Annotated in this window: 18 protein-coding genes; 6 read left to right on the top strand and 12 right to left on the bottom strand. The window is 28.8% G+C overall.

Translation table 11 applies throughout. The features are described 5' to 3' along the window. Position 1 precedes the first annotated feature (1 nt). From VJY38_RS04595 to VJY38_RS04585, 3 genes are read left to right on the top strand one after another with little or no spacing between them, the layout of a single operon-like run. Positions 2-895 (top strand): DUF4249 family protein, encoded by an 894-nt coding sequence (locus VJY38_RS04595; RefSeq protein WP_353679492.1) that lies wholly within the window; start codon positions 2-4, stop codon positions 893-895. A gap of 33 nt (positions 896-928) precedes the next feature. Beyond that, a complete protein-coding gene (locus VJY38_RS04590) occupies positions 929-1,249 on the top strand; it encodes a DMT family transporter (protein WP_353679491.1) in 321 nt (106 codons plus the stop codon). A gap of 5 nt (positions 1,250-1,254) precedes the next feature. Beyond that, positions 1,255-1,791: an RNA methyltransferase gene (locus tag VJY38_RS04585; RefSeq protein WP_353679490.1), complete on the top strand. Its 537-nt coding sequence runs from the start codon at positions 1,255-1,257 to the stop codon at positions 1,789-1,791. On the opposite strand, the gene VJY38_RS04580 is transcribed toward VJY38_RS04585, so the two are convergent. Genes VJY38_RS04580 through secA form a run of 4 tightly spaced genes read right to left on the bottom strand, consistent with a single transcriptional unit; the run spans position 1,788 to position 8,132 of the window. Beyond that, the gene (locus tag VJY38_RS04580; protein ID WP_353679489.1) at positions 1,788-2,426 is read right to left on the bottom strand and encodes an AlbA family DNA-binding domain-containing protein; all 639 of its coding nucleotides are present in this window, start codon (positions 2,424-2,426) and stop codon (positions 1,788-1,790) included. The genes VJY38_RS04585 and VJY38_RS04580 overlap by 4 nt on opposite strands. A gap of 35 nt (positions 2,427-2,461) precedes the next feature. Further along, a complete protein-coding gene (locus VJY38_RS04575) occupies positions 2,462-4,732 on the bottom strand; it encodes a tetratricopeptide repeat protein (RefSeq protein WP_353679488.1) in 2,271 nt (756 codons plus the stop codon). Further along, on the bottom strand, positions 4,729-5,067 hold the full coding sequence (locus VJY38_RS04570; RefSeq protein WP_353679487.1) for a P-II family nitrogen regulator: 339 nt from the start codon (positions 5,065-5,067) through the stop codon (positions 4,729-4,731). Before VJY38_RS04570 ends, VJY38_RS04575 begins: the two co-directional genes overlap by 4 nt. An 8-nt stretch (positions 5,068-5,075) precedes the next feature. After that, on the bottom strand, positions 5,076-8,132 hold the full coding sequence (secA, locus tag VJY38_RS04565) for a preprotein translocase subunit SecA (protein WP_353679486.1): 3,057 nt from the start codon (positions 8,130-8,132) through the stop codon (positions 5,076-5,078). A gap of 207 nt (positions 8,133-8,339) precedes the next feature. On the opposite strand from secA, the gene VJY38_RS04560 reads away from it, so the two are divergent. Then, entirely contained in the window at positions 8,340-11,111 is a 2,772-nt protein-coding gene (locus VJY38_RS04560) for a [protein-PII] uridylyltransferase family protein (RefSeq protein WP_353679485.1), read from the top strand. Further along, positions 11,095-12,993 carry a protein O-mannosyl-transferase family gene (locus VJY38_RS04555; RefSeq protein ID WP_353679484.1) on the top strand — a complete coding sequence of 633 codons (1,899 nt, stop codon included), beginning with the start codon at positions 11,095-11,097 and terminating at the stop codon, positions 12,991-12,993. Before VJY38_RS04560 ends, VJY38_RS04555 begins: the two co-directional genes overlap by 17 nt. Here the strand turns inward: VJY38_RS04555 and VJY38_RS04550 are convergent, their stop codons facing one another. From VJY38_RS04550 to greA, 7 genes are read right to left on the bottom strand one after another with little or no spacing between them, the layout of a single operon-like run. Beyond that, positions 12,994-14,088, bottom strand: coding sequence for a DUF4837 family protein (locus VJY38_RS04550; RefSeq protein ID WP_353679483.1), 1,095 nt, complete (start codon positions 14,086-14,088; stop codon positions 12,994-12,996). 53 nt (positions 14,089-14,141) lie between these two features. Continuing rightward, positions 14,142-14,810, bottom strand: coding sequence for a diacylglycerol/polyprenol kinase family protein (locus tag VJY38_RS04545; protein WP_353679482.1), 669 nt, complete (start codon positions 14,808-14,810; stop codon positions 14,142-14,144). Then, a complete protein-coding gene (gene ftsH / locus VJY38_RS04540; protein ID WP_353679481.1) occupies positions 14,800-16,872 on the bottom strand; it encodes an ATP-dependent zinc metalloprotease FtsH in 2,073 nt (690 codons plus the stop codon). The genes VJY38_RS04545 and ftsH overlap by 11 nt, the downstream gene beginning before the upstream one ends. Positions 16,873-16,893: 21 nt before the next feature. Then, positions 16,894-17,457: a hypoxanthine phosphoribosyltransferase gene (hpt, locus tag VJY38_RS04535; protein WP_353679480.1), complete on the bottom strand. Its 564-nt coding sequence runs from the start codon at positions 17,455-17,457 to the stop codon at positions 16,894-16,896. Beyond that, complete coding sequence (gene tilS, locus VJY38_RS04530) at positions 17,445-18,803, bottom strand: tRNA lysidine(34) synthetase TilS (RefSeq protein WP_353679479.1); 1,359 nt, start codon at positions 18,801-18,803, stop codon at positions 17,445-17,447. The genes hpt and tilS overlap by 13 nt, the downstream gene beginning before the upstream one ends. Positions 18,804-18,830: 27 nt before the next feature. Further along, positions 18,831-19,931: a bifunctional diaminohydroxyphosphoribosylaminopyrimidine deaminase/5-amino-6-(5-phosphoribosylamino)uracil reductase RibD gene (gene ribD / locus VJY38_RS04525; RefSeq protein ID WP_353679478.1), complete on the bottom strand. Its 1,101-nt coding sequence runs from the start codon at positions 19,929-19,931 to the stop codon at positions 18,831-18,833. Then, complete coding sequence (gene greA / locus VJY38_RS04520) at positions 19,924-20,394, bottom strand: transcription elongation factor GreA (protein WP_353679477.1); 471 nt, start codon at positions 20,392-20,394, stop codon at positions 19,924-19,926. Before greA ends, ribD begins: the two co-directional genes overlap by 8 nt. Before the next feature lie 155 nt (positions 20,395-20,549). Here greA and VJY38_RS04515 point away from each other — a divergent pair, with 155 nt between their 5' ends. After that, positions 20,550-21,197 (top strand): hypothetical protein, encoded by a 648-nt coding sequence (locus VJY38_RS04515; RefSeq protein WP_353679476.1) that lies wholly within the window; start codon positions 20,550-20,552, stop codon positions 21,195-21,197. Positions 21,198-21,912: 715 nt separating this feature from the next. On the opposite strand, the gene VJY38_RS04510 is transcribed toward VJY38_RS04515, so the two are convergent. Continuing rightward, the gene (locus VJY38_RS04510; RefSeq protein ID WP_353679475.1) at positions 21,913-22,698 is read right to left on the bottom strand and encodes a response regulator transcription factor; all 786 of its coding nucleotides are present in this window, start codon (positions 22,696-22,698) and stop codon (positions 21,913-21,915) included. Positions 22,699-22,838: the final 140 nt, after the last annotated feature.

Raw genomic sequence — 22,838 nt, 5'->3', positions numbered from 1 at the left:
TATGAGAGTATTTTTGTCGATAGTTTTTATAGTTATGTTAATTTCTTGTGGAGAACCAACTGTAAATATTGGTCCAGATATATATTCACCTAAAATTGTTATTGAAGGATATTTAATTCCAGAGAAAAAAGTTGAGAACATTAGAATAACACGAAATTTTCCTTTGAATACAACACCTAATCCTGGTAGCATTATTCTATCAAATGCTGTTGTTAAACTAATTGATCTTCAAACAAATAAAGAATATCAATTGGAATATAATCCTTCAAAATATTCTTTTGAGTACAATAAAAATGATTTGGTAATTGATTATGATAAATCTTATAAGCTTATCGTATCAGCATATGTGGATTCAAAAAAATTAGAAGCAAGTTCTATAACTAAAACTCCTAAGAAAGGTTTTAAAATTTTGAGAGAAGAAAGCATTCTTGATTCACTGAAATATCGTGAAACAGATGATAAAGGAGAAATAAAAAATTTTGAAATCACTTTTTCTCCATCAAACGGAACAACTTTCTATTTATTTTCAATAGTTGCATTAGATGCAGATACATCAACATTTATTTTTGATAATCCATATTTTGAAATTGATAAGAATGATTTGAAAAAAAATTTCGACTATTATAAATATCAATTAAAATGGTTGCAGAATATAAACTCGTCCATAGAAAAGATTAACTTTAAAATAGACTGGCTTGATACATGGTTCTATGGTAATTATAGAGTTATAGTTTATGCTGGTGACGAAAACTTCAGACAATTTGTTTTAACTTACAGAAATGTACAGGAAATAGATGGAAATTTTCATGATCCAAGACTAAATATAAATGGTGATGGAATAGGAGTTTTCGGTTCTTACATTGCTGATACAGTTTATTTTAAAATACTCAAATAACTTTATATATTTTGAAAATAATAAAAGAATTTTATGGGCTGGTTATACATTATCATAGCATCAATATTTGAAATAAGCTGGGCAATTGGATTAAAGTATAGTAACGGACTAACTCAATTAAAGGAAAGTGTTTTTACAATTATTACAATGTTGCTCAGTTTTTATTTTTTGTCATTAGGTGTTAAATATATTCCAGTAGGAACTGCTTATGCTATATGGACAGGCATTGGTGCTGTTGGTACTGCTACTTATGGGATTTTATTTTTTAATGAATCAAAAGATTTGCTTCGCATTGGATTTATTCTTTTAATTATTATTGGAATAGTTGGCTTAAGACTCACTTACAAATCTTAATATTTATGAAAAAACTTACACACGAAGAAATTTCTAAAAATAGAAGTACACTTGAAACACTTCATCAAGTAAAAAAATTGCCAGTCTATGTAGTTCTAAATAGTATTCGTAGTAGTTATAATGTTGGTTCGATTTTTCGTACCTCTGATGGAGCAATGATTGAGAAACTATATTTATGTGGTTATACGCCTCATCCACCAAAAAAAGAAGTATTAAAAACTGCACTTGGCTCGCAAGAAAGTGTTACTTGGGAGTATGTTAAAGATCCTAAAGAAGTAATAATAGATCTTAAGAACAAAGGAATTAAAATTTGTGCACTTGAATTAACAGATTCGAGCATTCCTTATTATAATGTTACCAAAAATGATTTTCCATTATGTCTTTTAATTGGAAACGAAATTAGTGGTGTTTCTCAAGACTTACTTGATTTGTGTGATTTTTCTATTGAAATTCCTCAATATGGAATTAAACAATCATTAAATGTTGCAGTGGCTTATGGCATTGCAATATTTGATTTGAGAAGAATTTATGATACAAATTAACCAGCATAGGTGAAATAACTTTCTCCATTTTCTTTCAAATGAATGAAAAGAATATTTGCTCTTACAAGTTTAATTAAAGTTCTCGAAGCCCTTCTTTCTGAAATGTTTGCAATTCTGCTTAACTCTTTAACTGTTATTTTTTCATGTTTATCAAGATAGTCAAAAACAATTTTTTCATTTTTACCTACAGTGTAATTAACAAGTGATTTATCGCTATTTTGAGTCTGCAATATTTTTATCATTTCCTTGCTGGCTAATACACTTTTATCGTTAATACGCAAATAAACCTGAGCAGTATTGATGTCTAAATGCTTTTTATAATCCTGAATGCGATGGGGTTTATTTTGAGATTCTTCAACTTCAATAACCATTATTTCTTTATTTTCAATTTCATAAAGATAAGTTTTGAATTTGATAGGTGGTTCGCAATATTTTTCAGCAGTTTCTTTAATTAATTCATAATCTGACTTTTCGCTTTCAATTCCATAAATTGATTTATCATCATCTACTCCAAGTATTAAATAGCCACCACTTGTATTTGCAAATGCAATTAATTCTTTAGCAATTTTTTCAAAGGTAGAAAATCTCTGTTTGAATTCAATATGAACACCTTCTCCTTCTTCAATAAGTTCCAAAACTTTCCTGCGGTTCATAATATTTATTGAACCAATTATTCTAATCTAATTTTTTGCTTTTTAGTAGTATCAATTTTTGATGTGTCTGTATTTTCTGATTTTATTTTTAATTGTTGATAATTATTTCCCTTAATAGAATCTGTTTTTATTTTTTCATCTGCAGGTTTTTCGTCACCACTTACTTTATTTTTATTAACTGGTCTTTCATCGTTTGGAATTTCAGCATTTACTTGTTTTAATTTCAATTCTTCTGCTTTTTTCTTTTCGGCTTCTTCTTTCTCTTTAGCTTCTTTTTCCATTCTTTCTTTTTCATTTTTATATTCTGTGTACTTTGCAATTACAGCTTTACCATAAGGAGTAGAAGCATATTCTTTTGAAGATAAGATGCTGTAGAAGAAAGCCGCAGAATCGTTTTGATTTAGTTCTTCGTAAATCATACCAATAAAAAGTATCGATTTAGGTGCAAACGGTGAGCGGGGGTAATTTAAATAAATGTTTTTAAAACCATTAATAGCTTCGTTGTATTTTTTATTATAATATTTTTCTTCTGATTCAATATAAAGTTTTTCTGCAGGATCGTTTACAACCAGTTTTTTATCTTCACTTTTTATTAAGCCTAATTTTTTACCTGCTTCTGTAAATAATTTATGATTAGGATAATTTTCATAAATAATTCTGTAAAGACTATCTGCTTGCTCTTTCTGATTATTGGTTTCATAATAAGTTCCCAGTGCAAAAAGTGCATCAACTTTATATGGTTTATCTGAATAATTATTTATTATTTCATTAAAATAAAATTTAGCAGAGTCTATTACTTCTAATTCTGTTAAGAATAAATTACCAATGTTATAAAGGTTTTGTGAAATGGTTGTTCTGAGTGAATCCACAGATATTTTAGGTCTTGTTGGTTTTTTAGCTTTTCCCTGTGCAATTAATTCTACAAGAGTTAGTTTCTTATCGATGTATAAACTTGAATCAGTAGATTTTTTTTGTTGTGCTTGCTGGGGTGTTTCAATACCTCGTTGCTGTAATCTTTGAGAAATACTGAGATCACTTTGTTGAGAACTTTGTTCTTGTTTTTTTCTTGTTTCTTCGAGATACTGATTGTAAGCAATATCGAAATCAATTGAATCTCTAATAAATCTATTATTATCATTTAAATAGGTTAATTGCAAATAAAGATCGGAAAGAATTTTTTTGTAAGTAAAATATTTATCAATTATTCTATAACGGGAAGATGCTTGGTTTTTAATTTCTCGACTTAAATTTGAAGATGCAGTTTTGTTGTAATATTTGAATGAACTATCATAATCTCTTATTTTGTTTTCGTAGATTTTTGCAAGCATTAAATCTGCAAATGCTGCAGTTGGTTTTTGTTTATAAGTAGAATCAATAGTCATAAAAATGTTTATGGCTTTATCGAGTTCGTTTTTCTCGTCATAAATTTGTCCAAGTTCTAATAGAATTCTATCTTCTTGATTTTTAAATTTTCCTCGATAGAGTAATTCGTTCAAAGTATTTTCACTTTCTTCTATCCTTCCCATATCCTTTAATAATCTTGAATATTCGAGACGACTTTCAAACTCAATTTCAAATGTGGGTGAATGTTCAATAACAGATGCAAAAGATTTTAAAGCATTTTCTTTATCCCCAAGTAAATTATAAATTTTACCCATCTGATAAAGGACAAGTGCAGTTGTTTCATCATTATTTTTAATATTATTTAAAAAATTATTGCATTCATTTACAGCTGTTTGATATTCCTGTCTGAATAAATAAAATCCAATTTTAAAAATTGATGCTTCTATAAATATATTTTCTTCATCTTTGTTTAATGCTTCTGACTGTACTTCTTCTAATAGTTTAAGACCTTCTTCAAAGTTTCTTAATTGGAGATGAGTTTTAGCGAGCCAAAATTTATTTTCGAGTGCAAATTCAGATTCTGGAAAGTTTGCAAGTTCTAAAAATTTTCTTTGAGCTCTTGCATATTCCTGTTGATAATAAAATGCTTTACCTGTAAGAAAAAGAGCATCGTCAAAAAAAGAAGATTCTTTATTGAATTGAAGAATTTTTGAACATTTTTCAATTACTTTAGTAAGATCATTTTTTTGTTGTGGTGTAATAGCATCAAGTCTGAATGCAAATAAATCTGTTCTTTTCTTTAAAATTTCTTCTTCGGTTCTATCGAATATAGTTTTTGCGTTATAATATGTATTGAAATAAGTTGTGAAATCTTTCCATAGGCTACAGCCAGATAAAGAAAAAATAAGAGGTAAAACCAGGATTTTTATTTTAAAATTTTTCATAATGCATCTGGTCCAGATTCATCTGTTCTGATACGAATTGCGTCAGTTATATCAGAAATAAATATTTTACCATCTCCAACCTGTCCAGTTTTAGCAGTGTTTAAAATTGCATCAACAACTTTTTCTAATAAAGAATCATCAACCACAATTTCAATTTTTAATTTAGGAACAAATTCGATTTGATATTCACTTCCACGATAAGTTTCTTTATGACCTTTTTGTCTTCCATAACCACGTACTTCAGTAATTGTCATTCCATGAACGCCAATTTCAAGAAGGGCTTCTTTTACTTCGTCGAGTTTAAAAGGACGAATTATTGCTTCAATTTTTTTCATAATAGCCTCTAAGCATTTTTTCCATGACAATTTTTATATTTCTTACCGCTTCCGCATGGACAGGGATCATTTCTACCAACTTTTTCTTCTACACGAATTGGTCTTTGCTTTACCTGTGCAACTTTTTCTTGTGGCTGAGTACGAAGGCCAAGATTATCTGCACTATCCTTAATTGTATGTAATCTTTGCTGAGGAGTTGGTTTTCTACCCTGTACTTCGACTGGTGCCTGTGGCCAGAATTTAAATGTAAATGAAATTACTTCATTTCTAATTTGTTCCAGAAGTTGAACAAACAAATTATATGCTTCTGCTTTATACTCAAGTAAAGGATCTTTTTGACCGTAAGCTCGTAAACCAATTCCTTCTTTTAAGTCGTCCATTTCACGAAGGTGATCTTTCCATTTTTCATCGATAACACTCAACACAGCATATCTTTCAAGTCTTGCCATTAATTCTGAACCAAGCATCTCTTCTTTGCGATTATAAAATTCTTTTGCAGCTTCAAGGATTTTATTTATAAGTCCATCTTTACCAATTTTATCAATAACATCTGATTCTATTTTAAGGTCAATTAATGTATGCTGGAAAATTTCTTCTTTAATTTTTTCGATGTTTCCGTCGTCAAAATATTTATCCACTACATCGTGGACAAATTCTTCGAGATATTCAAAAATTTCTCCTTTGAGTCTTTCACCTTCAAGAGCCTGTCTTCTTCTTGAATAAATTACTTCTCGTTGTTGATTCATTACGTTGTCGAATTCAAGAAGTCTTTTACGAATAGCAAAATTATTTTCTTCAACTTTCTTTTGAGCTCTTTCAACAGAGCGACTAATTAAAGGATGTTGAATTGCTTCACCATCCTTCATACCAAGACGGCTCATAATTGATGTTATGCGGTCGCCACCAAATAATCGCATTAAATCATCTTCGAGTGAGATGAAGAATTTAGATGTACCTGGGTCTCCCTGACGTCCGGCTCTTCCTCTTAATTGTCTATCAATTCTTCTTGCTTCATGTCTTTCTGTTCCAAGTATGTATAATCCACCAAGCTCTTTTACACCTGCACCCAATTTTATATCAGTACCACGACCAGCCATGTTTGTTGCTATAGTAACAGCTCCAGGTTGCCCTGCATAAGCAATAATTTCTGCTTCTCTTTGATGTTGTTTTGCATTTAATACATTGTGAGGAATGCCCTGGCGTTTTAACATTCTGCTTAGTGTTTCTGAAACTTCGACACTGGTTGTTCCAACAAGTACTGGTCTTCTCTGTTCTCTTAATTGTTTAATCTTTTCAATAATTGCATTATACTTTTCTCTTTTTGTTCTGAAGATAGCATCATCCTCATCAACTCTGATTACAGGTTTATTTGTTGGAATTACTACAACTTCGAGTTTATAGATTTCATAGAATTCAGCTTCTTCAGTTTCGGCTGTACCGGTCATTCCTGCTAATTTTTTATACAGGCGGAAATAGTTTTGAAGTGTAATTGTAGCAAGTGTTTGTGTATCGCGTTCAACTTTTACATTCTCTTTAGCTTCAATTGCTTGATGTAATCCATCGGAATATCTTCTGCCGGGGAGAATTCTTCCTGTGAATTCATCTACAATTGCAATTTTTCCATCTTCTGTAACTACATATTCTACATCTTTTTCAAAAAGTGCATAAGCTTTTAGTAATTGATTTATTGTGTGAATTCTATCTGATCTTTCTGAATATAAATGATATAACTCTTCTTTTTTTCGTAGTTTTTCTTCCGGTGTAAGAGATGGATCATTTTCAATTTTACTGATTTCTGTTCCTAAATCTGGTATTACAAAAAATTCTTTCCCTTCAGATGAACCTTGAGCTAATTCTTCTCTTCCTTTTTCTGTTAAATCAATTTGATTAAGTTTTTCATCTATAGCAAAATAAAGTTCTTCATCAATTTCGGGCATTCGTTTTGCATTTTCTTTTAAGAATTCAAGTTCTGTTTGATGAAGAAGTTTTTTATTCTCTGGTTCAGCTAATAATTTCATCAAAGCTTTATTTTTTGGAAAACCTCTATATGCACGAAGTAATAAAATGCCAGCTTTTTCTCTATCCTTTGGATCATTTGATTGGAGAAGTTGTTCAGCTTCTTTTACAATTGATGCAACAAGGTTGGCTTGTTTTCTAAAAAGTCGCTCGACTTTTGGTTTCATTTCATCAAATTTATGCTCGGTTTTTTCAACTGGTCCTGAAATTATAAGAGGAGTTCTTGCTTCATCAATTAAAACAGAGTCAACTTCATCAACAATAGCATAATTATGACCTCTTTGAACACATTGATCTTTAGAAACAGCCATATTATCGCGAAGGTAATCAAATCCGAATTCATTATTGGTTCCGTAAGTAATATCACACTGGTATTGTTTGATTCTTTCTTCTGTATCCATAGAATTTAGAATACAACCAACTGTAAGTCCATGGAATTTGAAAATTTCTCCCATCCATTGACTATCTCGTTTTGCGAGATAATCGTTAACAGTTACAAGATGAACACCACGACCAGTCAATGCATTCAGATATAGTGGTAAAGTGGCTACAAGAGTTTTACCTTCACCAGTTGCCATTTCTGCAATTTTGCCCTGATGCAATACAATACCACCAAGTAATTGTACATCATACGGAACCATATCCCATGTAATTTTATTACCAGCTACTTCCCATGATTTACCAACAAGTCTACGACATGTTTCTTTAACTACAGCAAATGCCTGTGGTAATAGTTCATTCAAAATTTCTTCATATTTATCGTCCAGTTCTTTTTCAAGTTCTTCTATTTCATCATATATTTTATGCTTTTCTTCTGCAGATTGTATTTGGGTTAGTTGTTTTTTTAAATCATCAATTTTATTTCTTAATTCTTCAGTTTCTTTCTGAATATATTCTTTAAATTGTGTTGTTTTAGCTTTGAGTTCTTCGTCTGTAAGATCTTTTAATTTTTCAAATTCTTCATTAATCTGGTGAACAATAGGCCATAATTCTTTAAGTGCTCGGGTATTTTTGTCACCAAATATTTTCTTTAGCAATGTGCTAAACATTAATCTCTCCTGTTTTTCTCATTTTGAAAGTTAAATAATGGGGTTCTGAAATGCAATGAACTCCATTTTGCTGTGCTTTATAAAGCTACATTATTTAATAGTTTCATTAATTTTACTTTACAAATATACCAATAATAATATTGTGCTATTTATGTTTTGATGGATTATTTTTGTTATACAAACAACGAAAATAATTAAGTATTTAAAATGAATTTTTCTTTTTCAGAAAATTTTATAAACAAGCTTATTGACTATACACAGGGATTAATATCTTCAGATGTTTTTGATAGAGTCTTAAAATTAATGGAACAAGAAGCAGGGAAGTATTACTTTACAGCTTCATCAGAAGCTAATCTTTTAAGAATATTTAATTCCCTTTACGATAAACATACTTTTTTTAATGAACTTGAACGGTATCCTCATCATAGCGAGATTATAATTGCTATTGCTGCAAGCAGTAACTATTTAACAGATATTGTTGTAAGGAATCCAGAATACCTGTACCAGTTGTTTGATCAGGATTATCTTACAAAAAGAATAACTTTAGAAGATTTAATCAGTGAACTCAAAATAGGTATAAATAAATATTCTACTTTTAATGCTAAACTCAATTATATTCGTCAATTTAAGAAAAGATATATTTTAAAAATTGGTTTAACAGACATACTCCATCTAAACGATCTTTTCACAATAACCGAACAATTAAGTGCACTGGCTAATTCAATTCTCAATGTTTTATTTGAATTGTGTTACAACGAGATTCTTTCAAAATATAATATTCAGACAGAGAGAAAATATTGTTTATGCTCTCTTGGTAAACTTGGTGGTAATGAGTTGAATTATAGTTCAGATGTAGATTTAATTTTATTTTATGATGAAAATGAGTTTATTGATGTAATTAAGAAAGAATATCACGAGATCCTTTCCGAAGCTGCATTGTTATTTATAAAATCTTCAACTGAAATTACTGATAGAGGTTATATTTATAGAATTGATTTCAGGTTGAGACCTGATGGGAAATATTCACCTTTGTGTAAAGCTTATAGTGATTACACAAAATATTATGAGACAAGAGGCGAAGACTGGGAACGACAGATGCTGATTAAATTGGCTTATGTTTGTGGTAATTACGATTTATATAATAAATTCTATTCTTTTCTTCAACCATATATTTTCCCATCTTCTTTTACAACATCTCTAACTGAACAGATAAAAAAGATGAAGCATAATATCGAGTTGCATAATAAGGATAGAGAAAATGTTAAGTTATTTCAGGGAGGAATTAGAGATATTGAATTTTCTATACAGGCACTGCAGCTTTTAAATGGAGGTCGTTTTAAAGAATTAAGAACTGGCAATACTCTTAAAGCAATTGAATTGTTATATCAAAAAAATCTTATTAAAAAAGATGAAAAGGAAATTCTTGTTAAAGCATATATACTTTATAGGAAAATAGAACATTTCTTACAACTTATGAATGATACACAAACTCATTTAATTCCATCAGAAGGTGAATTACTTTATAAATTATGTAAATATCTTCAATATGCGGATGAAAAAATTTTTCAAAAAGAACTTAGCTATTTCAGAAAAAGTGTTAGAAATATTTACAATAATATTCTTGGTGATGATATTAAAGAAGAAAAATTCAATTTGGAGAACATTCGTTTTAAGGATTTAAATAGAGCAGAAAAAAATTTTAAATACCTAAGTAGTGGTCTTGGCTATTTTGATCAGAAAGAATTTGATTTTAAAACAATCGATTTGTTTAAACAGATTGAACCTTTATTACTAAATTACCTTGAAAAATGTACTTCACCAGATATTACACTTGATAATTTTGTTAAAGTAATTAGAGCAACAAAATTTCCTTCAATCTGGTATTCACAACTTAGTAATAAAAAGTATTTAAATAACTTTCTTAAGATATGTGAATATTGTTCAAAAGCAATTGAAATATTGGTATTAGATAAATCAGTTGAAGAATTATTTTTATCGAATGAAGCATTGATAAAAAATCTTAAAGATTATATTGCTAATTATAATACAAATCAACTGCTTTTTATCTTATTAGTTCAGTTTACACTCGGATTGATTTCAACTGAAAAAGTATCGGATTTTATATGTAGATATATTGATTTTAAAATTATCAAACTATCGTATGAATATAGCACAAAGTATAATTTTTTTATAGGAGCACTTGGTAGCTATGGTGCTTCTGTACCAAATTTTTCTTCTGATATTGATTTAATAATTGTTACTGATGACGTAATTAAGTATCCAGAAATTCATAATGATTTTCAAAAGTTTCTTCAACATCTTAAGAATGAATTAAAATATTTCGATGTTGATTTTCGTTTACGTCCCGAAGGGAAAAGTTCACCACTTGTCTGGGATATTGAAAATTATAAGCACTATTTAAAATCAAGAGCTCGAGTATGGGAATTTCAGGCTCTATCAAAACTTCGATTTGTAGCTGGTAATAAAAAGTTATTTAATAAATTCAAAATTACTTTAGTTAATCACATAAAGTTGCTGGATAAAAATCAAGTTAATAAAGAAATGATTCAGATGTACAAATCAATAACTAAAAGCATTCCTTCATTTGTTGATTCTTCATTTAATATAAAGAAACAGAATGGTGGTTTAATTACAATAGATTTTATTTTACAATCACAATTTTTTAATAGACCACAGTTAATAGGTCGAAACACATTTGGTTTTATAAAAACCTTGAAAAAGTTTTTACCTTTAGAAGATTGTACTTTAATATATGAGAATTATACATTCTTAAGAAAATTGGAGTTTGCAATTCAATGTATCTTTGCAACTACAAATGTGATATTTCCTGCAAGTGAAGAAAAAAAATCTTTGATAGCATCTTTCTTTAATTTGAGCAATGAAGAATTAAATCAAAAATTAATTTCCGTTATAAAATCTAACATATTACTGTTTGAAAAATATGTTGGCAAAGTCTAAGATTATTGGAAAATACTACGCTGAATTAGCAGGACTTGTTGTATTTCTTTTTTATTTATTAACATTAGCTCCGAGTGTTATTCAGATTGATTCTGGTGAATTAGCAGCAGTTCAAGCTACTCTTGGTATTGCTCATCCAACAGGTTATCCAATTTTTACAATACTGGGATATATGTTTCTTAAAATTCCATTACCATTTACAAAAATCTATCTGGCAAATTTATTTGCATCGATATGGTGTGCTGCTGGAATTATATTTTTTATAAAATCCATAAAACTAATTTTGAGTAATTCTAATTTTAATCGGCTTGAAGTATTAAAACGCAAGAAGAAAAAAGAAAATAAGAACGATAAGAACATTAATAATATAGTTATTATCATATCTTTAATAAGTGGATTATTTTTAGCTTTCAGTAAAACATACTGGTTTCAATCAACATCTGTTGAAGTTTATTCATTGCAAATCTTTCTCTTTAATTTAATTATTTATCTAACATTAAAATCATTTTATAAAAGTGAAAATAATTTGTATGGATGGATTGGAGCTGGAATTGCAATTGCATTTGGTTTTGCCAATCATATGACTACATTGCTTGTGCTACCATTTCCAGGAATTCTTTTTTTGATTAAAGAAAAAAATAATGGACTTAAGAAGTTTGGTGTAACTCTTATCATATCGGTTGTAATATTATCTTTGTTGTATCTTTATCTTCCAGTGCGAGCATCAAATAATCCAGAATTGAATTGGGGGAATCCCATTAATTTTGAAAATTTCTGGCGACACTTTACAGGTAAGCAATATCAGGTGTGGTTATTTTCTTCGTTTGATTCTGCAAAAAAGCAGTTAAGTTATTATATTCAGAATTTACCAGATGAATTTGCATACGTTGGATTGGTTCTTATTTTTTTAGGTCTTTATGAATTCTTCTTATCTAATAAAAAACTTTTTTATGTCTATTTAATAACATTTTTATTTGCACTTTTATACACAATAAATTATGATATAGTTGATATTGATTCATATTTTTTATTGACATATATAATTTTAATATCAATAGCCGCTTATGGAATAAAATTTATTTTTGAAAAACTTAATAATATCAATTACTCAATTGTCATTTCTGTTGTTTTCATTATCATATTGTTTGTAAAGAATTACTCGAAGGTAAACCAATCGGATGTTTACACATTTGAAGATTATACTCGATCAATTTTAAATAGTGTGGGGAAAAATTCTATTATATTAACTTATCAATGGGATTATTTTGTTTCTCCATCATACTACTTTCAATACGTAGAGAATGAAAGAAAAGATGTAGTTGTAATTGATAAAGAATTGTTAAGAAGGTCTTGGTACTATAATCAAATAGAAAGGAATAATCCAGATGTATTAAAAAATCTTAAGAGTGATATTAACAATTTTCTTTTGGCATTAAAGCCATTTGAACGCTCCGAAAGTTATGATTCGCAATTATTAGAAAAATATTATCAAAGAATATTGACTGGATTAATTTCTCAAAATATTGATAGAAGAGATTTTTACATAGGATTAGAACTTATTCAAAATGAAATGCAAAGAGGAGAATTTAAGTTGCCAGATGGTTATCAAGTTATTCCGCATTTATTTTTATTTAAAGTTGTAAAGGGAAATGAATATGTGCCTGCTCCACTACCAGAATTTAAAATAAGATTTCCAGAAAATAGAAATAAATACATAAATTTTATTGAAAATATAGTTGGAACAATGCTAACATTAAGAGCAATGTATGAAATACAATATGGTAAATATGAACTGGCAAAAATTTATCTTTCTAAAATTAGAAATGAATTGAAAAATTTTGAAATACCATCAAATATTTTGAAACTAATTGAAAATAAATAACTACTCAAGTTCTTCCATTAATTCTTCATATCTTTCTTTATCAACTTCTCTTTTTGTTAAGAATGATCTCAGCAGAACATCAAGTTGTTGTATTAATTTTTTCTTGTAGTACTTAGGTGCATAAATTGAACCATCGAGCATATAAATTCTTTTTGTAGGTTCATCATAGAAAGTATAATTAATGAATGGTCCGCCCATTGAACCATCTTTCATTCGCCATAATCCCTGTGTCATTAAAGCGTAACGATTAAGGAAGTTAACTTCTTTGGTTGTTCTAAAATCATCAGATATCTCTACATAACTTGAATCGTCTGTAGTTCTGTAGAATTTTTCTGTTAATTTATTTCTGATAGAGTAAATAGAGTCGCGATTTAAAAGAATAGGAGATGCATTATCGATCCAGTGGACAAATATCCATCTTTCCATATCGGTTCCAGGAGCTCGTCTTAACCACACAAATCTTTCTTTAGGATTTTCAATTGCAAGAATAAAATCTGTTTGAACATAAATCATCCAGCCATAATCTCTAAGGAATCTTGCTTCTACATCTTTTTGTTCATAACGTGAGTTATACAAACTTTTGAATAATCTATCGTTTGATATTTTCTGAAAGTAATAAAGTAGGTTTTCATTCTCTTTAAGAATATTTTTATTTAATTGTTCAATTGTAGGTGAAGTTAGAATCATTACAAGTTGATTATCTGCCCAGAGATTATATTTGTTTATTACACAAACTGAATCTGCATAAACCATTTTTTTAACATCATCACTTAGAAGTTGATTAATATATTTTGAAGTTTCTGAATTGGAATTAAGGGGAGCTATTATAATTATATTTTTTTTGTTTTTATATTTTTCAAGAGTTGTAATATCTTTTCTTATTAAATTAAAAAGATTTTCAGGTTGAGGAGTGTAAATTATTTTGTTGAATACGGTGAGTAATGAACCTTCAAGTTCGTAATATTCGGTGGAATCTGCAAAAACATAAATATCGTCTTCGTTTCCAGTAGCAGGTTTCTTAACATTACATGAAGCAAGAAAAAAAAATATTGGTAAAGACATTAATATGCTAAAGAAATATTTTTTCGATTTCATTTTTCTTATCATAATTTTTAGGTCTTATACTTTAATTAAATTATTTTGTTTCATTAATTTGGGACGTTAGGAAGAATTAAGGGCATATGTGGGAATAAAATTGAGTATAAAATCCACATGGTTAATCCAACAGTAATAGGAATTGTAAGATTATCGTCTGCCCAGCCAATAGATATATTTTCTGCGATGGCTCCAACTGCAACGGAAATAAATCCTATAATAAATTCAAGAATATTTCCTTCTATTTTGGGAGTAAAAAGAATAACTATACACGAAAAAAAGAAAAATGCTAAAGTACCTTCCAGACTTTTTAATAAAAATTTTCTTCTACCATATTTTCTGCCAATCAGAGCTGCTGCAATATCGCCAATTATGAGCACGGAAAAAGAAGTAACAACAAATACTTTTGGAAATATAAGAATAACCAGAACAGCGGAAATTAAAACGTAAGTAGCACCATTAAGATTTTTCTTTTGATGATCTTTTTCGTGTCTTCTTAGAAGGAATCCAAACAGGTTATAAAAAAAATCTTGTATTGGTTTGAAATAATATCTACCGAGATCAATAATAAGTGATAAAATTAAGAGAGGGATTAATATTTTTAATGCCAGTTCTTTTGTAATAAAATAATAAATAACTGGAATAGAAAGTGAACAAAGATGAATTGTTTTTCTTAGAACTTCACTTTGATAATCGATAGTTGCGTGTTCACTAGCTACCATTTGCCTTATCAGAATTTTTGGAGGATTCTCTTTTTTCCCTTTCTTCTAATAGTTTTTTTACATGTTCAGGGATTTCCTGATTTTTTTCAGCATTATTTTCCCCGCCATTTTTCTTAATCGGTGGTAATTCTTCTCCTTTCATAATTTTATCTATTTCTTCAGAATCAAGAATTTCTCTTTCGAGTAGTTCTTTTGAGAGTTTATGTAATAATTCGATATTTTCCTGAAGAATTTTTTCTGCTCTTTCCATACATGTCATAACAATCTTTTTAACTTCTTCATCAATTTCCTGTGCGGTCTTTTCGCTATAATCTTTGTGTTTTGTTATTTCTCTACCAAGGAAGATCTCTTCTTCTTTAGCGCCATAAGCCAGTGGACCTAATTTTTCGCTCATTCCCCATTCACAAACCATTTTGCGAGCAATACTGGTTGCTTTTTCTATATCATTACCTGCACCTGTAGTAAATCTCTTAAATACAATTTTTTCTGCTGCTCTTCCGCCAAGTGCATATGTAATCATTGCTTCGAGATATTCTTTTGAATAAGTGTGTTTTTCGTCTACAGGTAAATAAGTAGTAACACCAAGAGCTCTTCCACGAGGAATGATTGTAACTTTATGAACCGGATCGGCTTCGGGAAGCATTTTAGCAACAAGTACATGACCAATTTCGTGATAAGCAGTGATTTTTTTCTCTTCTTCTGAAATTATTAAACTCTTTCTTTCTATTCCCATCATTACTTTATCTTTAGCTTCTTCAAAGTCTTCCATCGAAACTTTCTTTTTATTTTTTCTTGCTGCAAGTAAAGCAGCTTCGTTAACCATATTTGCCAATTCTGCACCAGCAAGTCCAGGTGTAGCTTTGGCAAGTACAGCTAAATCTACATCAGAATCGAGAGGTATTTTTCTTGTATGAACTTTAAGAATTCCTTCTCTACCTTTAACATCAGGGCGGTCGACTACAATTTGTCTATCAAATCTTCCTGGTCTTAACAAAGCAGGATCAAGAACATCCGGGCGATTTGTAGCAGCAATTATAATTACACCACTATTTTGTTCGAAGCCGTCCATTTCAACAAGTAATTGATTTAAGGTTTGTTCACGTTCATCGTGTCCACCACCTAATCCGGCTCCACGATGTCTTCCGACAGCATCAATCTCGTCAATGAAGATTATGCATGGGGCATTCTTTTTACCTTGTTCAAAAAGATCGCGAACACGACTTGCACCAACACCGACAAACATTTCAACAAAGTCTGCTCCCGAGATTGAAAAGAAAGGAACTCCAGCCTCGCCAGCAACAGCTCTTGCTAATAAAGTTTTTCCTGTTCCAGGAGGTCCTAATAATAAAACACCACGTGGAATTTTACCACCAAGTCTTTGAAATTTAGCAGGTTCCTTAAGGAATTCAATTATTTCTTCTAATTCTAATTTTGCTTCGTCAGCACCAGCAACATCTTTAAATGTTACTTTAATTGATGATTCTGTTATTAATTTGGCTCTACTTTTACCAAAGTTAAAGATTCCTTTTGTTCCACCGGCTCCAGCTTGCATTCTTCTAAAGATTAAGATCCAGATACCAAAAATTATAATCCATGGTATAAGCCCAAAGAGTATAGAAGTCCATTCATTTGATTCTTTGACAAAAGTAAATTTAATATTCTTTTCTTTCCATATCTTAACCTGATCCTGAAGAACAGGTTCAATTAATGTTACGCTAAAGTTTTGAACATCAACATAAGCACCATTTAAGAATATTTTTTCTTTTTGAATTAATTTACCTTCAAATCTATAATCGTTTACATCAGTTTTTATGATTTTAGCGCTTGCAATTTTTCCACTTTCCAGGAACTTTTCGTAAACATCGTAGGGAACATCAATCATATTAGGGGTTCCGGATTTCATAAATTGCATAATAATAACTGCAGCAATTATTACCGTACCCCAGCTGATTACAGTTCTAATAATTTTTGACCAATCAAAATCACCTTCAGGTTTTTGAGAACCATTACCAAAAGGAGGTTTTGATTTGTTATTCTTATGTCGATTGTCGTTATTTGCCATAATTTAAATTTACACCTTTATTTATTCACTTAACACATAAATAGATTTTAAATTTCTGTATTTCTGAGCATAATCCAATCCGTATCCAATTACAAATTTGTTCTGAATTTTGAATCCAATATAATCAATTTTCACATCATATTTTATACTATCTTCTTTCACCAGTAGCGATGCAACTTTCATGCTTGCAGGGCTATGGCTTTCCATTAATTTTTCTATGTATTTAATAGATAATCCAGTATCAACAATATCTTCAACTATTATTAGATGTCTGTCTGTAATATCGGCATTTAAGTCTTTAATAAGTTTTACTTTTCCAGAGCTTATTTTTGCATCGCCATAACTGGAAAGTTTAAAAAAATCAATTTCGCAATTAATGGTTATATGTTTCATTAAATCGGCCATGAACATAAAAGAGCCGTTCAAAACTCCAATGAATATAGGTAATTTAGCTTTATAGTCGTTTGATATTTCTTTACCTAATTCTGCTATTCTTTTTTGAATTTGTTCTTCTGTTATAAAAGGAACAAATTTTTCAGTTCCAATCCACAATTCTTTTGCACTTTGAATATCTATTTTATCCACAGTTTTAATATCCTTTTAGTTTGTGAAGTAATTTTTACTCGGTCATCTATTCTATGACCTACAACCCAGACAATTAAATTATTGTTCACTAATACAAATTTATCTTTTTTTTCTGAAGATTTTATTTTTTCATCAGTTAAAAAATCAGAAACCTTTTTCAGTTTCTTCATGCCTAATGGTATGAATTTATCGCCAGCTTCCCATTTTCGTAAAATAAAATCGTTACTCAATTTATCGGCAGAAATATATTCAATATTTTTTCTTTTTATTAATTTTATTTTGTTTTTATCAACTTCTTCAATACCCAAAGTTTTATTGTTAATTTTTATTTTCTCTCCAACTTTTAAATTAAAGAACGAATTGCTTTCTTCTTTTTTCAAAGAAATACTTATGTAATTTCTTTCTCTAATTGCCTTAATTTTTTTAGATATATTAATTTCTTTTCCTGTTTGTTTATCGAATAATGATTTGATTTTCATTAAATCATCATATTCAATAGAATAATTAAAATTATCTTTTAATATTCTTTTAAGAATTTCACCTAAGATACCATCATCAATTTTTTGAGCGGATAATTTGATGAATATGTTCCCTCTGGAGATTCTGATATATTTTTCAGTAAGTTCATTTATGTGTTTTTCTATAATAGAATTAAAATTTTCGAGAAGTTTTGATGATCTGAAAATTGCACTATCAACTTTTGGATTTAAATTTTTTCTTATCAAAGGCAAGATTTCGTTTCTTATGATATTTCTTTTAAAATCATTTTGAAGATTAGAAGAATCAATCCTATAGTTGATGTTGTTTTGATTGAGATATTCCAGAATCTCATCTTTTGATATACAAAGTAATGGACGAATAATTTTACCACGTTTAATTGGTATACCCGATAAACCTGAAAAACCTGTTCCACTGAATAAATTTAATAAAATTGTTTCTGTGTTATCGTTTAGATTGTGAGCAGTAAGAATTTTATTATAATTTTCTTCTATGGAAAATTTATCGAGAAAATTATAGCGGAGTTCTCTTGCTGCTTCTTCGATTGAAAGTTTATTTTTCTTTGCATAATCTTTAACATTAAGTCTGAATGAGTAGAAAGGAATATCTAATTTCTTGCAAAACTCCGAGCAAAACATTTCGTCTTCGTCAGATTCTTTACCTCTTAGTTGATGATTAAAATGAATTGCAGCAATTTTAATCTTGTATTTCTTTTTGAACTTATTGAAAAAGTATAAAGCAAAAACAGAATCGGGACCTCCGCTAAATGATATTAATAAGTTATCATTTTTTTCAATTAAATTATACCTTGCAATAAAGTTAATTATTTTTTGTTCTAAACTTTTCATGAAATTAATTGGTAGCTTTTAAAAAGATTATCTTCTCATTAATTTAATTAAAGCATCATCACCTATTTTTTCGACTTCTTTTATAGAATAATTTATAGCTTCTGATAAACTTTTTATTCCAAGATTAGAGCAGAGTGGTAAGCCACGTCCAAGTATTTTAGGTGATATAAAAATTAAAATCTCATCTTCGAGTTTTTGTTTTATAAAACTGGTGAAAACTTTGCTACCACCCTCAACAAGTACAGATGTGATTTTCTCTTCAGAGAGAATGGAAAGAGTTTTCAGCAGGTCTAATTTGCCATTACTTTTTTCTGGAACAAATAAAATCTTTATCCCTCTTTTAAGATAAGCATTAATTTTTTTCTTCTTGTTTTGATTTTTTTGTGAAGTAACAATTATCAAATTTTTATCAAGATTCTTTTTTACAAGATTTGATTCTAAGCTTAACTGAAGTTTAGAATCGAGTATGATTCTTTTGGGATTTCTACCTTCAACAAGTCTAACGGTTAGTTCAGGATTATCAATTTTTACACTTTTAAAACCAACCATAACTGCATCATATTCTGAACGGAGTTCATGAACCAGACATCTCGATTCAACGGATGTTAACCATTTAGAATTACCAGAAGTATCTGCTATTTTTCCATCAATAGTAATTGCCATTTTTAATGTGATGTAAGGAAGTGAAGTTGAGATATATTTAAAATAAAATTTATTTATATCGATACATTCATTTTCAAGTATGCCAGTTTTAACTTCAATACCAGCTTTCCTTAATTTTTTAATAGATTGACCCTTGTAGTCTGGTCTTGGATTTAATGAACCAATGACAACTTTCTTAATTCCAGATTGAATAATGAAATCGATGCAATCCTGTGTATCGGTTGAAAGTGTACATGGTTCTAAGTTAGTATAAAGAGTTGCACCTTCAGTATTCTCTTTTGATTTTTTTATAGCTAAAATTTCTGTACTTATTTCTGAAGGAGAATTTCTATAAGCTGCTCCTATTATTTTATCATTTTTTACGAGTAAAGCTCCAACAAGAGGAGATGGACTTACTTTGCCTTTCCCCTTCTTAGCTAATTCCAGAGCAATTTGTAAATATGATTCGTCCAGCAAATTATTCAATTCCCAAGATTTCGAATTTTATAATACCGGCCGGTACTTTTGCTTCGACTATCTGACCAGCTTTAGCACCCATTAATGCCTGACCAACAGGAGAAGAAATAGAAATTTTACCTTTTTCTAAATCTGCTTCTTCTGGAGATACAAGTATATATTCAAATATTTTATTATTGTTAAGATTTTTCACTTTAACTTTTGAGAGAATATGAACCTGATCCTTTGGCATATTTGAAGTATCAATAACTCTTGCTCTTGAGAGCAGGTCTTCGAGTTTACTAATTTTTAATTCAAGTAATCCCTGTTCTTCTTTTGCAGCATCATATTCAGCATTTTCTGAAAGATCGCCATGAGATCTGGCTTCTGCAATCCGTTCTGCCATTTGTTTTCTGCCATGATTCTTAAGTTCAGCTAATTCTTTTTCTAATTCTCTTATACGTTCTTTACTTAGATAAACAAAATTTGACACCGTCTTACTCCTTTTTTGTTGCTAAAAAAACAAAATTATAATGAGTGGTATGAACTCAAAAAAAATTGCCACCGCGTTTTGCAGTGGCATTGAAAAAATAAAAATTATATATGAAGTTTTCAATAGTTATTTACTAATAATATGAGGGTTTCAAAATGAAATTACATCACAAGTTAATTCTATTATTTGTATTTAGCCTTTTTATGGCAAATCTTGAAGCTGTTATTGTTGTATATTTGAGAGAATTATACTATCCAGAGGGTTTTCATTTTCCTTTGAAATTAATTCCTACAAAAATTTTTATAATAGAATTAATAAGAGAATTTTCGACTATTGTAATGTTACTTTCAATAGGTATTTTGTGTGGAAAATTTTTTATAGAAAGATTTTTCTATTTCATTTTTTGTTTTGGAGTGTGGGATATTTTTTATTATGTGTGGCTCAAGTTGTTTTTAAACTGGCCTGAATCGTTGATGACTGATGATATTTTATTTTTAATTCCTGTACCATGGATTGCACCTGTTTATGCTCCAGTTACAATTGCAATAAGTATGATTATTTTTTCTTTAATAAGTTTTTACCTGCAACAAAAAGGATATGTATTAAAGACTGATAAATTTAGTACATTGACAGCTTTTGTAGGTGTTGTATTAATTCTCTTTTCTTTTACTTATGATTTTCAAAAGAGGGTTGCTTCAATAAGTCCAGTAGAATTTCCTTTATTAATATTTTTGATTGGTGAGATATTATTAATTTTAAGTTACTTGCTTTTCTTAAGAAATATGAAAAAACTCACAGGTTAATTTATGAAAGGTTAATATCTGAATAAGTGTTTTTTGTTTTAAAGTAAAGAATTAGAGAAATCAAATAGAAGAATAAATAGATTAAAAATTTTATTACTTTCTGGTGATTAATAATTGTTATTTGGTTTATATATTCAAAAGGTGGTACTATTTCTATTGAGGGCAAAAACTCAATAAAGGCTAAAATTGCAAATATTATAGCAGAAATGAGTAATATTGGCTTAATATGTAATCTTAACATCATAAGTAATGCAATTGTGATTTGTATCAGTGAAATACATGTGGTAAGTAAGATTAATAAATTATCATATATTTTGAATGAAGCCTGGAATTCATCCACCAATGTTTTTGGATAAATTATATTATAAATACCTAAATAAGTTGAGAAAATAATTAATGACCAGTATCCCACAGTGTAAATGAGATTAATAAACATTAGATGTTTATAAAAAAAATATCTTAAATTTTTATACATTAATAGCTTTAACCAATTATTGACCGGTTTACTTGCATTAGCTTTCAACCGGTCAATTGGTGCCCTCAAAACTTTATCGCAAAAATAGTATAATAATGAAGTCTACGCATTAGGATTTAGTACTAATTTTTGTGATAGAAATACTAAAAAAATACTAATTGAGCAATTATTAGCAATTAATAAGGATAATTTATTTGACAGGTAATTTTTTTTAAAAATTAAGGAAATGTTTAGAAGAGATTATTTTGTCTGATAAATTTCATTCGGTTCAGAAATAAAGTTTCTCTCTTTTAAGAATCGTATAATTTCTGATTTTTTTGAAAGATTGAGTTTTGCACGAATATTGCTACGATAATAATCAATAGTTTTTTTCGAAAGATATAACTTTTCTGCAATTTCCTTAGATGTATAACCTTGACTTATTAATTTTAGTACCTCAATTTCTCTCTCGGTTAATCCATATTTTATTAGGTCACTTAAATCAAATGTCTGGTTTCCATTGCCATAAACTATAATTTTTCTTCTTCCTGTTAATTTATCTAACCATTTGATATTTAATGAGAATCCTTTATGGGGACCCAGTATAACTATAATGAAAGTATAAAATATATCAAGAAGCAGGAAATATGTATAAAAATTTAAATAGGTATTTATATCTGTATAAAATAAGTATCTTTTAATAATTAAAAATAGATGCTGGATTATAAGTATGACCATAAAAAATTTTATATCTTTATCGTTCCACCACTCATTAATAATATTATTAATAAAATAAAGCATTATAAAGAATTGTAAAAGATTAAATATTAACAATATTTTAATGTGGTATGGGTCTAATATGAAATATGTCATTATACTCAAAAGAACTGCAAGTTTATATTTTATATTTAATTTGGGAAGTGAAAAAACTAACAATACTGAAATTATAGAAAAGTAATATACATCAAAGTTATTACTTTTTATGATGTAAGATCTTAATAAATTTACAGGATCAGCTGCAGCGAGTATATAGAAATAATAAAACATTTCATGCTTTCTAAATCTATAAGCCTGAAAGAAACAGGCAATAATCGAGGTTAATAGTAATAATCGTAACAATGTCATAATAAAAATTAAATTTATTTTGATATGAAATTATAAAAGCTAAGTGTTGTTATCAAGAAAGT

The organism is Rosettibacter firmus (genome assembly GCF_036860695.1).
Lineage (GTDB): Bacteria > Bacteroidota > Ignavibacteria > Ignavibacteriales > Melioribacteraceae > Rosettibacter > Rosettibacter firmus.
The sequence above is the reverse complement of the archived record's forward strand: the minus strand, read 5'-3'. Positions and strand labels throughout refer to the sequence as shown.

Bases quoted from the DNA above. Each gene is read 5' to 3' on its own strand.
- VJY38_RS04515 (WP_353679476.1), top strand. From the start codon at position 20,550: ATGAAATTACATCACAAGTTAATTCTATTATTTGTATTTAGCCTTTTT.
- ftsH (WP_353679481.1), bottom strand. From the start codon at position 16,872: ATGGCAAATAACGACAATCGACATAAGAATAACAAATCAAAACCTCCT.
- VJY38_RS04570 (WP_353679487.1), bottom strand. From the start codon at position 5,067: ATGAAAAAAATTGAAGCAATAATTCGTCCTTTTAAACTCGACGAAGTA.
- VJY38_RS04550 (WP_353679483.1), bottom strand. From the start codon at position 14,088: ATGAAATCGAAAAAATATTTCTTTAGCATATTAATGTCTTTACCAATA.
- VJY38_RS04590 (WP_353679491.1), top strand. From the start codon at position 929: ATGGGCTGGTTATACATTATCATAGCATCAATATTTGAAATAAGCTGG.
- tilS (WP_353679479.1), bottom strand. From the start codon at position 18,803: ATGAAAAGTTTAGAACAAAAAATAATTAACTTTATTGCAAGGTATAAT.
- secA (WP_353679486.1), bottom strand. From the start codon at position 8,132: ATGTTTAGCACATTGCTAAAGAAAATATTTGGTGACAAAAATACCCGA.
- VJY38_RS04595 (WP_353679492.1), top strand. From the start codon at position 2: ATGAGAGTATTTTTGTCGATAGTTTTTATAGTTATGTTAATTTCTTGT.
- VJY38_RS04545 (WP_353679482.1), bottom strand. From the start codon at position 14,810: ATGGTAGCTAGTGAACACGCAACTATCGATTATCAAAGTGAAGTTCTA.
- VJY38_RS04510 (WP_353679475.1), bottom strand. From the start codon at position 22,698: ATGTTTTATTATTTCTATATACTCGCTGCAGCTGATCCTGTAAATTTA.
- VJY38_RS04585 (WP_353679490.1), top strand. From the start codon at position 1,255: ATGAAAAAACTTACACACGAAGAAATTTCTAAAAATAGAAGTACACTT.
- VJY38_RS04560 (WP_353679485.1), top strand. From the start codon at position 8,340: ATGAATTTTTCTTTTTCAGAAAATTTTATAAACAAGCTTATTGACTAT.
- VJY38_RS04575 (WP_353679488.1), bottom strand. From the start codon at position 4,732: ATGAAAAATTTTAAAATAAAAATCCTGGTTTTACCTCTTATTTTTTCT.
- VJY38_RS04555 (WP_353679484.1), top strand. From the start codon at position 11,095: ATGTTGGCAAAGTCTAAGATTATTGGAAAATACTACGCTGAATTAGCA.